The organism is Streptomyces sp. NPDC004629, assembly GCF_042873595.1.
GTDB lineage: Bacteria > Actinomycetota > Actinomycetes > Streptomycetales > Streptomycetaceae > Streptomyces.
Map to the genome: position 1 here is coordinate 45,767 of NZ_JBIALO010000045.1, position 10,912 is coordinate 56,678.

General features: G+C 69.8%; 7 protein-coding genes. 2 read left to right on the forward strand and 5 right to left on the reverse strand.

Annotated elements, in window-relative coordinates; genetic code table 11:
- Positions 1 to 6 precede the first annotated feature (6 nt).
- A complete protein-coding gene (locus ACFYTE_RS39050) occupies positions 7 to 3,207 on the forward strand; it encodes a type I restriction endonuclease subunit R (RefSeq protein ID WP_388721384.1) in 3,201 nt (1,066 codons plus the stop codon).
- A 45-nt stretch (positions 3,208 to 3,252) separates the two neighbouring features.
- Here the strand turns inward: ACFYTE_RS39050 and ACFYTE_RS39055 are convergent, their stop codons facing one another.
- From ACFYTE_RS39055 to ACFYTE_RS39070, 4 genes are all read right to left on the reverse strand, one after another.
- Positions 3,253 to 3,666, reverse strand: coding sequence for an ATP-binding protein (locus ACFYTE_RS39055; RefSeq protein WP_388721387.1), 414 nt, complete (start codon positions 3,664 to 3,666; stop codon positions 3,253 to 3,255).
- Between the two features lie 192 nt (positions 3,667 to 3,858).
- The gene (locus ACFYTE_RS39060; RefSeq protein ID WP_388721390.1) at positions 3,859 to 4,776 is read right to left on the reverse strand and encodes a recombinase family protein; all 918 of its coding nucleotides are present in this window, start codon (positions 4,774 to 4,776) and stop codon (positions 3,859 to 3,861) included.
- Between the two features lie 226 nt (positions 4,777 to 5,002).
- On the reverse strand, positions 5,003 to 5,731 hold the full coding sequence (locus tag ACFYTE_RS39065) for an SDR family oxidoreductase (protein ID WP_388721393.1): 729 nt from the start codon (positions 5,729 to 5,731) through the stop codon (positions 5,003 to 5,005).
- 300 nt (positions 5,732 to 6,031) lie between these two features.
- Entirely contained in the window at positions 6,032 to 6,901 is an 870-nt protein-coding gene (locus tag ACFYTE_RS39070) for an NmrA family NAD(P)-binding protein (protein WP_388721396.1), read from the reverse strand.
- A 147-nt stretch (positions 6,902 to 7,048) separates the two neighbouring features.
- Here ACFYTE_RS39070 and ACFYTE_RS39075 point away from each other — a divergent pair, with 147 nt between their 5' ends.
- On the forward strand, positions 7,049 to 7,657 hold the full coding sequence (locus ACFYTE_RS39075) for a TetR/AcrR family transcriptional regulator (RefSeq protein WP_388721398.1): 609 nt from the start codon (positions 7,049 to 7,051) through the stop codon (positions 7,655 to 7,657).
- Between the two features lie 54 nt (positions 7,658 to 7,711).
- Here the strand turns inward: ACFYTE_RS39075 and ACFYTE_RS39080 are convergent, their stop codons facing one another.
- Complete coding sequence (locus tag ACFYTE_RS39080) at positions 7,712 to 10,849, reverse strand: Tn3 family transposase (protein ID WP_388721407.1); 3,138 nt, start codon at positions 10,847 to 10,849, stop codon at positions 7,712 to 7,714.
- Positions 10,850 to 10,912 lie beyond the last annotated feature (63 nt).

Sequence of the window (10,912 nt, forward strand, 5' to 3'; positions counted from 1 at the left end):
CCGCTCATGTCCGTCCACGACGAAGCAGCCTTCGGGAACGGCATAGTCGCCGCCCTGCTGGAGCGCGGTTGGGTTGAAGGAAACCGATCGCACTACCAACCCCAACTCGGCCTGGACACCCCCCAGCTCTTCGACTTCATCCGTAAGACCCAAGCCGACGACTGGGCCGATCTGATCGCCCTCTACGGCGGCGATCCCGACACCGCCCAGGCCGGGTTCGCCAAGCGCGTGGACCAGGCGATCGGAACCGACGGTGTGCTGGACGTGCTCCGCAAGGGCGTGAAGGACCACGGCGTCCTGATCAGGCTCGCCTACTTCAAGCCGTCGCTCGTCGCCTCGGACGCGGTCCTGGACGACTACCGGGCGAACCGGCTGACCTTCGTCAAGGAGCTGGAGTACGCCGCCAAGCAGGCGGACAAGGGCAAGCGCCTCGACCTCACCCTCTTCCTCAACGGGATCCCGCTGGCTACCGCCGAATTGAAGAACGCCCTCACGCGCCAGGGGGTGGAGGCCGCCAAGGACCAGTACCGCACGGACCGCGACCCCACCGAGCTGATCTTCGCGCGGCGCGTGATCGCGAACTTCGCCATCGACACGGACCTGGTGTTCGTCGCGCCTGAGCTGCGGGGCAAGCCGACGCGATTCCTGCCGTTCAACACCGGGTCGGAGGGCCCCGGGAAGCCCGGCGGTGCGGGGAATCCGGCGCCCACCGTCCCCGGGACCTACGCGACCTCGTACCTCTGGGAGCAGATCTGGGAGCGGGACACCTGGCTTGACCTGATCGAGCGGTTCGTACACCTCAGCAAGGAGAAGGGCCCGGACGGGCGGACGCGCAAGAAGCTGATCTTCCCGCGCTACCACCAGTGGGACATCGTCAAGAAGCTCGCCGACCACGCGTCCCGCCACGGCGCCGGTCACAACTATCTCGGCATGGCCTCCGCCGGCTCCGGCAAGTCGAACACCATCGGCTGGCTGGCGCATCGCCTGTCGTCGCTGCACACGCCCACGGACCCCGCCGAGATCGACCCCGATGCCCTGGCCGCCGGGCTCAAGCCGGGCGCGCCCGTGTTCGACAAGGTCGTGATCATCACCGACCGCCGCAATCTCGACGCCCAACTCCGGGAGACCGTCGGCAGTTTCGAGAAGACCGCCGGTCTGGTGGTGAAGATCGACGAGAGGCAAGGCGCGAAGTCGGACCAGCTCGCCAAGGCGCTGTCCCGCGAGACCGGAAAGATCATCACGGTCACGCTGCACACCTTCCCGGCCCTCATCGACTACCTGCGCCGCAACCCCACCGAGATCCAGGGCCACAACTTCGCGATCATCGTGGACGAGGCCCACTCCTCGCAGTCCGGCGGCGCGGCCACGGACGTACGCGCGGCCCTGCGTGGCCTGGGCCTGGACTCGGACTCCGACGAGGCCGGGGCGACCGAGCAGGAAGCAGAAGCCACCACCGATGCCAAGCTCCGCCGGAAGGCCATCCAGCGCAGCATGGCAGAGAACCTGTCCTACTTCGCGTTCACGGCCACGCCCAAGGCCAAGACGCTCGAACTCTTCGGCACTCTGACCAGCGTCAACGGCAAGCCGACGTACGTCCCCTTCCACACGTACTCGATGCGCCAGGCCATCGAGGAAGGCTTCATCCTCGACCCCCTGCGCACCTACGTCACGTACAACACGTACTGGAAGCTGGTGAACAAGAACCCGGACGAGCGCGAGGTGGACCCATCCAAGGCCAATCCGCTGCTCGCCCGGTACGCGCTCACGCACGACTCCACCGTGACGCAGCAGGCGCAGGTGATCGTCGAGCACTTCCGCACGCACACCGTCGGCCGGCTCGGCGGGCGTGCCAAGGCCATGGTGGTGACGGCCTCCCGGCACAGCGCCGTGCAGATGGCCCGTGCGATCAGGAAGTACGTCGATGATCGCGCGTACGCCGACCCCGGCGTCCTGGTCGCGTTCTCCGGCAGCCTGACGTACGACGGCAAGGAGACCACCGAGCCGAAGGAGAACGGCGGCCTGGCCGAGTCCGCTCTGCCGAAGGCGTTCGCGTACACACGCAAGGACGACAAGGCCGTGCGCACCGGCGGGAAGGCGACGCAGCGCGAGTACCGCATCCTGGTCGTCGCCGAGAAGTACCAGACCGGCTTCGACCAGCCGCTCCTCACCACGATGTACGTGAACAAGAAGCTCGCGGGCATCAGCGCCGTCCAGACCCTCTCCCGTCTGAACCGCACGGCCGACCGCAAGTCCCAGGCGGACCTGGCCGTGCTGGACTTCGTCAACGACGCCGAGGACATCAAGGAGTCCTTCCGCCCGTACTTCGAGGAAGCGAACACCCTCCCCTCCGACCCCAACCTCCTCTACACGGCACAGAGCCGGGTCATGCAGCCCGACATCCTTGTCGAGGAGGAGATGCGGGAGTTCGCGGACGCCTATCTGGCGGCCGAGGAGAAGGCGGCGGGCTCGGTGGCCCGCTGGGAGAAGCTGCACGCCGAGCTGTACCGGCATCTCGGCCCCGCCGTCGAGCGGTTCACCGAACTGCTGGACCGCAAGGACGAGGCGGGCGACCCCGACGAGGACGCCGCCGAGGCCGCTGAGCAGTTCCGCGCGGATCTCAACGACTACGTGCGGAAGTATGGCTTCCTCTCGCAGATCGTGCCCTACCGCGACGCCGATCTCGAATGCCTCTACCTCTACGGCCGCCACCTGCTCAACCGTCTGCCGCGACGCGGTGACGCTGGTGTGGACATAGGGGATGTCGACCTCAGCCACCTGCGGGTGCAGAGGACCGGCGAGCACGATCTTTCACTGACCGCCGAGGGACCGGCGGAGCTGCGCGGCTTCGGTGAGGGTGCGGGCGGTGCCAAGGAGCAGGAGAAGTCGCTGCTGTCGGAGCTGATCGAGAAGTTCAACGACAAGTTCGGCACCGACTTTACCGAGCAGGACGTGATCACGCCGTGGTCCGAGGCGAAGGCGGACCCGAAGGTCCGCGCCGCTGCCGTCAACGACGAGGAGAACTTCGGACTCGTCTTCGACGAGGTCTTCGAGGACAAGATGGCCGAACACATCGACACCATCGCCGACATGGGACGGCAGTACTTCAGCCACGACGACAGCTTCAAGCAGTCGCTCAACCAGAGTGCGCGCCGGGCGGCCTGGCGGATGATCCGCCGGGAGGAGAACATCGATGACGAGGCGGCCTGACCCGCCCAGCCTTCCGTCCTATCCCTGGTCGACGGCTCCCTCTGGTCAACCGCCCGGGTGGACAGACAGGCCCGCGATCACGGACGTTCCGCGCGTGGGGCGGGGCCGGACGGCCCAGGCGGTGGCGAGGCGGTCGACGAGGAGCAGACCCCGACCGTTCTCGGCGTCTGTGTCCGGGTCGGCCAGTACGGGCTTGCCGGTGCCGGGGTCGGAGACGGCGAGCCAGTAGTGTCCGTCGGCGGGCCACAGGACAAGTTCGATGAGGTCCTTGTCCTCCCTGCAAGCGCCATGACGGACGGCGTTGGTGACCAGCTCCGAGGTCAACAGGCCCAGGTCGTCGCAGAGATGGGGACGAAGGAAGTCCGGCAGCGATTCGGCGACGGCGTGCCGGGCCCGCCGCACGGAGGCGGGGTGGGCAGGGAAGCGCCAGTGGACAGGGACGAGGGGGATCTCGGGCATGGCGAACTCCACGGCTGTGTGAAGGGTTTGGGGTCGCCGGTGGCCTGCCGCCCTGGTCGCGTGCACACCCGTCCCAGGGCGGACGGGCATGCTCGCGCGGTGCGCTTCCGGCATTGCGGTGTGTAGCGTGCGCGTGACTAAACCGGCCTCGGGGAACATCGGTACAGCGGTTGGCGCTGAGAACGACCATGGTCAGGGCGTGAGCGCCGTGACCCGGTTCTCGTACTCGCGGCGGGCCTTGCGCTGGGCCGGGACCGTGGCGAGGCCCTGGGCGCCGTCGAGCGGCTCACAGCGGGCGAGAAGCTGGCGGTGTACGGCGGGGACGGCGCTGACGCGCAGGGTGTAGCCCTGGCCGCGCCGTACAGTCGTCCCCTGGTCGAGGGCGGCGCGCTCGGCGGGCTCCAGTTCGGTGGTGCGGAGGTAGTCGGCGATCTTGCCGGGCATGTCGAGGGTGACCGGCAGCTCCGGGGCGGGCGCGCCCTCCTCGCTGGCGGTGTGGTCGGGCAGGAGGTCGGCGACGGCGGTACGGATCGCACCGCGGCTGACGCCGTGGTCACGGGCGAGAGCGGCGATGGACCGGCCTTCCAGGTACGCGGTGCGCACGTCGCCGGCCTTCGCGGCCGCCACGGCGGGGCGGCGCCCGCCCTTCGCGCCCTTGGCCTCGGCGGCGCGCAGTCCGTCGTAGGTCAGCTCGCGCTGGAGGTCGCGCTGGAGTTCGCCGGCGGCGGCGAGGGTCTGCACCATGAACTTCACGGTGGACAGCAGTTCGCCGGTGCGCGGGTGGCGGGCGGTGAGGTCCATGGCGGAGAACGCGCCGTCGTGGATGCGCAGGGCGAGGCGGTCGCGGTGCAGGACGTCGAGCACGTCGAGGATGTGCTGGTTGCCGCGCACGAGGCGGAACATCTCGGAGATGTGCACGGTGTCGCCGGGCCGCGCGTAGGTGAGCAGTTCGCCGAACTTCGGGCGCTGGAGAGGGTGGAGGCGACTGGAGGTGCCCGGGTCCTCCTCGAAGACGACCGGGTCCCCGATGCCGGCCTCGTCCAGGACGAGGTCCTGGCGGGCGGTGGACTGCTGGTCGGTCGAGACCCGCTTGTAGACCAGGTTTGCCACTGCGGGCCCCTTCCGTACGGAGGATCGGACCCTATCTGTCGTCAAACCCTGTCAGCAATCACCATCGGATCTGATTGGATTCGAGCCGCCTCGAACCCCCGGATTGCACGGGTTCATTGGACGCGACGCTCGCCTGTCGTCAAACGATCCTTTGGCGACAGGCGTGGCACTCATCCGCGTCACGATGGTTTGCGGTCCGGCGACCGCCGGGTGCCTGTCGCTGTGCTCAGCTGACGCCGAGCTTGTCGGTGATCTGCGAGTAGAACAAGGCGGGGTCACCGGCGAGTGCTTCCTTCACCATCGCGGTCGTGTCGTCCACGATCACCTCGATCGCTCCCGAGGTCAGTCCGTCGAAGGAGCGACGGGGCACTTCGCGCGCATCGATCATGGGGCCGTCGTAGCCGTCCGTCGAGAGGTCGGTGCGAGCGACGCCGAAGAGGACGCTCTGCACGTGCGTGCCCTGAGGTGCGAGCTCAAGGCGCACGGCGTTGGTCATGTTCCATGTGGCGGCCTTGGCGGCTGCGTACGCGCCGGTGTCGGCGGTGGCGAACCATGACAGCGCGGACAGGACGTTCACGATCGCGCCTCCGCCGTTCGCGGACAGGACCGGCGCGAACTGGCGGATCACGTTGAGCGTGCCCCAGAAGTGCGTGTCCATCTCCCGGTGCACGTTGGTGAGGTCGCCCTTGATGAGGGAGGCTCCGGTCGAGATGCCGGCGTTGTTGACGAGCAGGGTGACGTCTTTCGCGGTCTTGGCTGCCGCGGCGATGGACTCGTGGTCGAGGAGGTCCAGTCTCAGTGGTACCACCCGGCTGTTGTCGAAGTCGGCGGTTTCGGGGCGGCGGACTGCCGCGTACACCTTGTTCGCGCCGCGTTCGAGCAGTTCGAGGACGAACTGGCGGCCTATGCCGCGGTTGGCGCCGGTGACGAGGGCGATCTGACCGGTGATGTGCATGGTTCTCTGGCTTTCTGTAGATCGCGTCATGGATCCGGCCGGGGCCGGCGCGACGGTGAGGGATGCTTCAGGCGTCGACGGCGCGGCCGGTTGCCGGGGCCAGCCGGGTTCAGGTGAGGCCCGCGCGCGATGCGGATGCACTTCGGCTGCTGGCGCAGGCCGCGTACCGCCCGGTTCCGTCGCAAGTGCCGGCCGCAGTGCAGGGGGTGTCTTCCCGCCGAGGGCCCCGGTGCCCGAAAAGGGCTGACCCTTCTCGGGCACCGGGGAGACAGGGCCGGGCTGCCCCGGATTGGGGTGTGCTCAGCCCAGGAGGCGGCGCACGAGCTCGGCCGACACGGCCGGGGAGCGGCCGGTCAGCTCCTGCACGTCGACCGCGGTGGTGTCGAAGATGTCCTTGGCGATGGCGGCGTGGAAGGAGCCGGCCATCATGTCCGCGTGGTGGGCGTCCATGCCGCCGTCGGTCAGGGCCTGCACCGTTTCCTGGGCCGAGGCGAGGCGGTGGGTGATGGTCCGGCCGGTCACCTCGCTCAGCAGGGCGGCCAGGTCGTCGTAGGTGAACAGCTCGGTGTTGGTCAGCTGGTAGGTCCGCCCCTCGTGGCCCTGCCCGGCGAGCACGGTGGCGGTGGCGGTGGCCAGGTCGTCCCGGCACACCCAGTTCAGCGGCCGGTTGCCGGTCGCCGAGACCAGCTCACCGGTCTTGGCGGCCACGCCCAGCTCGGGCCCCAGCTCGTCCATGTAGACGCTGTTGCGCATGAAGGTGAAGGGCAGCCCCGTCGCCCGGATGATGTGCTCGGTGGCCAGGTCCACGTCCTCCAGGCCGAATGGCCGCCGCTCGGGGTCGGCCAGGCTCACGAGCACCAGGTGGGAGACGTCCAGGGCGTGCAGGGCCCGCACCGCCTGGTGCTGCTGGTGGATGCGCGCCGCGTTGTCCAGCGACGGCGGGGGCACCAGCACGGCCTTGTCGACCCCGGCCAGCGCCGCCGTCAGGGCGATGGGGTCGTCGTAGCTGCCCACGCGCACGTCCATGCCGCGCTCACGAAAAGGGGCGCCCTTGTCGTGGGTGCGCACCAGCGGCGCGATATCGGCGGCGGCCACTCCGGCTTCGAGCAGCCGCTCGATGATGCGTCCGCCCAGGCGTCCGGTGGCCCCGGTCACAGCGATGGTGGTCATGTTAGATCCCTTCATTGAGCACGGTTGAGCACCCAGGCCCTAAACGTAGGACCCTTCGTTTCACTCGACGGTACACTAAACGAAGGACCCTACGTTTATGGCTCTGGTGTGCATTCGGGCACGGCCATCCGGTCCGAGGGAGGACGCATGGAACCCACCACCAAAGCGGCCAAGGCCGCGGCCAGGCCGCTGCGGGCCGACGCCCGGCGCAACCGCGACCAGCTCCTGGAGGTCGCCCTCGCGCTGCTGCCGCAGAAGGGCTCACAGCTGTCCCTGGAAGCGGTCGCACGCCAGGCCGGGGTGAGCATCGCCACCCTCTACCGGCACTTCCCCACCCGCGAGGCCCTGATCCTGGCCGTCCACCACCAGGACATGACCGCGCTCGCCGACGAGGCCGGGGAACTAGCGGCCACCCTCCCGGCCGAGCAGGCCCTGCAACGCTGGCTGCACCGCCTGGCCCGCTACGGCAGCACCCGCCCCGGCCTGGCAGACGCCTTCCGCGCCGCCGCCCTCACCGGCGAGGAACTGCTGGAACAGACCTACGAGGTCACCGTCCAGGCCCTGGACCGGCTGATCACCGGGGCGGCGGCCGCCGGGCACGCCCGTTCCGACATCGAGGGCGGGGACGTACTGCTGGCGCTGTGCGGGGTGTGGGACCTGCCCGACACCCCCGAGTCCCACGCCCAGACCGACCGGGTGGTGAGACTGCTCCTGGACGGACTGGCCACCCCGCCCGCCGGCCGCTCCCGAAAGTAAGAGGCCCCACCGACTCGCGCCTTCCTGGTCGCTGACCGCCCGGCCGGACGGGGCCTACTCCTGTCCGCTTCCGTCCTCGTCCTCGTCCAGCTCCGGCGTGTCCGGGTCGCGCAGCGGGCGCAGGGCGCCGGCGGCCGGGGTGGAGGCGGTGAAGCTGTAGCGGCCGAGCAGGTTCAGGTTGCGGTGCTTGAGCGGGGAGAGGCGGGCGACGTCCTCGTCCCGGATCTCGTGGCCGTCGGCGCGGAGCTGGGCGACGGCGGCGTCGATGTACTTCGTGGTCCAGAGCACGATGGCGTTGAGGACCAGGCCGAGCGCGCCGAGCTGGTCCTCCATGCCGTCGCGGTACGCCTGGTGGATGGTGCCGCGCTTGCCGTGGCACACGTCGCGGGCAAGCTTGTGGCGGGACTCCTGCACGGTGAGCTGCCGGTTCATCTGCCGCCGGTAGGTGTCGTCCACCGGGTCGACGACCCGCAGCAGGTGCTCGGTCTTGGCGATCCGTCCGTACTCCGCGAACGCCGCCCCCAGCGGGGTCGGGCGGCCGTCGCGTCCGAACATGCGCAGCAGGTCGTAGGCGCGGACCTGGTTGGTGACCAGGGAACCGGCGACCTTCAGCATGTCCGTCCAGTGCGCGATCACCTTGTTCAGGTTCACGCGGTTGCGGGCCAGGTCCTCCACCGCGCCGTAGCTGCCGGTCTCGACGCCGGGCATCGTGGCCCGCCAGAACCGCTGGTCGTCCAGGTCGCGGAACCGCGGGCTGAAGTTGTAGCCGAGGATCTTGAACAGGCCGAACACCATGTCGGAGTACGAGGCGTTGTCGGTCGCCACCATCTCCGGCTTCACCCCGCCGTCCAGGTTCAGCAGGGCGTCCAGGATGTGCAGGGAGTCGCGCGGGGTGCCGGGGACGACCATCTGCCCGATGCCCGCGACCTGGTCGTTGACGGCGTTGAGCCAAGTGATGCCGCGCTTGAACCCGAAGTACTTCGGCGACGGGGCGGCGTTGATGGTGCGCACCGGCACCTGGAAGCGCAGCCCGTCCACCGAGGCGAGCAGCCCGTCGCCCCAGTGGCGCACGATCGGGATGCCGGCCTGGGCGGCGATCAGCCGCGCGTTCGCCGCGGCGATGGTGTCGGCGCGCAGGTAGTACTGATCGACGTGCACGAGCCGGGCCCGGGTCAGCGCCTCGTAGCCGGGGTTGACCACCGGGGCCAGGCCGATGTTGCACGCCTCGGACACCAGCAGCGCGACCACCGAGGTGGGCAGGTCCTTCATCCGGGTGGTGCCGTCGCCGAGGTGCACGAAGGCGTCGAGGAACCCGGTCCAGGCGTTCACCTCGAACAGCAGGTCCGGCAGGTCGATCTTCGGGAGCATCTTCTCGACCCGCTGGCGCAGCCAGGTCAGGGACTTTGGCTCGCCCAGCGCGCCGAGCTTGTCGACGTTCAGCTTCACCCGCCCGTCGTCCCGCACCTCGATGGAAACCTTCGCCGTCGGCCCCGCCTCTTCCAGGCGTGTCGCGAGCTGCTTCCATCCGGCGTCCAGTCCCCGCACCAGCTCCGCCAGGTGCTCGGTGACGGGCATGTCCAGGCTCAGGGCCGCTAGGACGTCCTCCTCGACCGCGTCCCAGTCGGGCCCGTCCAGCAGGCGGGCGCGCGGGTTGGACCAGCGGTGGGAGGGCGAGGCGAAGACGTCGCGGTTGTTCAGGGCCCGGTGCAGCTGCTCCAGCACGGACACCACGTACGCGTCCCGGTCCACCGCGCCCTGCGGAAGGTCCGGGTTGGCGTACACCGCCTTGCGCCACGCCGGCGGTACCAGCTTGTCGTCCACCTCGCGCGGCAGCAGCGGCTTGACCCCCACCTTCCGCCGGGCCAGCGCTGGCAGGCCGCGCACCCCGGCCAGGACCCGCTTCCCGGCGCTCGCCGCGTCCAGGGCCTTCGACTCGCCCAGCAGCGCGAGGAACGGGCGCACCGTGGCGTACCGGTTCGCGAGCGCGGCCCGCATGGCGACCTCGGCCGAGTTCTCGTCCTCAGGTACCAGGGTCACCACGGTGGCCGCCGCGCTCATCACGGCGGCGCGCGGGGCGACTTCCTCCACCGCCGCCCACAGCGCGGCCACGTCCAGGTCCGCCTCCTGCTCCTCGGCCAACTCCAGCTCCTCGAACAGCACCTTCGCCGCCCGCGCGAGCACCCGTGACGCCTTCTCCAGTTGCGGCAGCGTGGACAGCCGTTCCTTCTCCGTCTTGCGCTTCGCGGTGTTCAGCAGCCGGGTGGCCATGAGGATCTGGAACAGGTCCAGGGCCTCATCGATCGCCTTCGCCTCCAGGTGCCGCATCACCGCGGTGAGCATCGCCGTGCGCTTGGGCTCCGCCGCCCGCTCCAGCAGCGGCGCCTTCGACCCCAGGGCGTACCGGGCCAAAGCGGCCATCCGGTTCGGCGGGACCTGCGACAGCCTCAGCCTGCCGAGCCGGTACGCGCCGATCTCGTCCACCCGCTCCAGCGCGCGGGCGAACGCTGTGCCCGTCGTCCGCGTCGGTGGCCGGCGCAGCCGCTCCAGCTCCGAGAACCGCGAGCCCTCCGGCGTCTTCAGCGTCGCCACCAGATCCGCGGGCAGCGCCGGGTCCGCGCGGCGGGCGGCGCCCGCGACGGTGGCGTGCAGCCGCTTGTCCGCGACCTTCCGTACCTCCGACACCTGCCGGGCCAGCACCGAGACGCCCGGCAGCAGTACACGGTTGCGGCGTAGCCAGCCCACCGCGTGGTCGAACAGCGCCTTCGGGCCCTCGGCGTGCGTCCAGGCCCGACCGTGCAGGAAGGTGCGGAACCGCCGGGACCACTCCGGGTCGTCGTACTCGTGGTACTCGTAGGCGTCCCGGATCTCCCACGCGTGCTCGTACGCCGTCTTCGGCCGCTCGGTGTACCGCTTGACCACCGACGGGTCCTCGATGCCGAGTTGCGCGGCCAGGTGCTCGACCACCGGCCAGGGCGCGTCCAGCGGGTCGTCCGGGAGGAACCGGCCGATGTAGCGAACCGTGCACATCTGGAGCGCGAAGCCGAGTTGGTGGTGCGTGGAGCGGCGCCGGGCGATCAGATCGCGGTCGATGTCGTCCAGGAAGAAGAACCGCTCCAGCTCGGGGCGGTTCGGCTCCTGGGCGAACTTCCCGTACGCCTCGGCCTTTATCTGTACCCAGTCCGACGGTGTCAGGGACGTACGCCACGTGGTCCCCAGCCAGGGGCCCGCCCTTGTCGCTGACACTCGCTTGTGACC

Excerpts from the sequence above, each read along its gene's own strand:
- ACFYTE_RS39075 (WP_388721398.1), top strand. The coding sequence starts at position 7,049 with ATGGAACCCACCACCAAAGCGGCCAAGGCCGCGGCCAGGCCGCTGCGG.
- ACFYTE_RS39050 (WP_388721384.1), top strand. The coding sequence starts at position 7 with ATGTCCGTCCACGACGAAGCAGCCTTCGGGAACGGCATAGTCGCCGCC.
- ACFYTE_RS39055 (WP_388721387.1), bottom strand. The coding sequence starts at position 3,666 with ATGCCCGAGATCCCCCTCGTCCCTGTCCACTGGCGCTTCCCTGCCCAC.
- ACFYTE_RS39065 (WP_388721393.1), bottom strand. The coding sequence starts at position 5,731 with ATGCACATCACCGGTCAGATCGCCCTCGTCACCGGCGCCAACCGCGGC.
- ACFYTE_RS39070 (WP_388721396.1), bottom strand. The coding sequence starts at position 6,901 with ATGACCACCATCGCTGTGACCGGGGCCACCGGACGCCTGGGCGGACGC.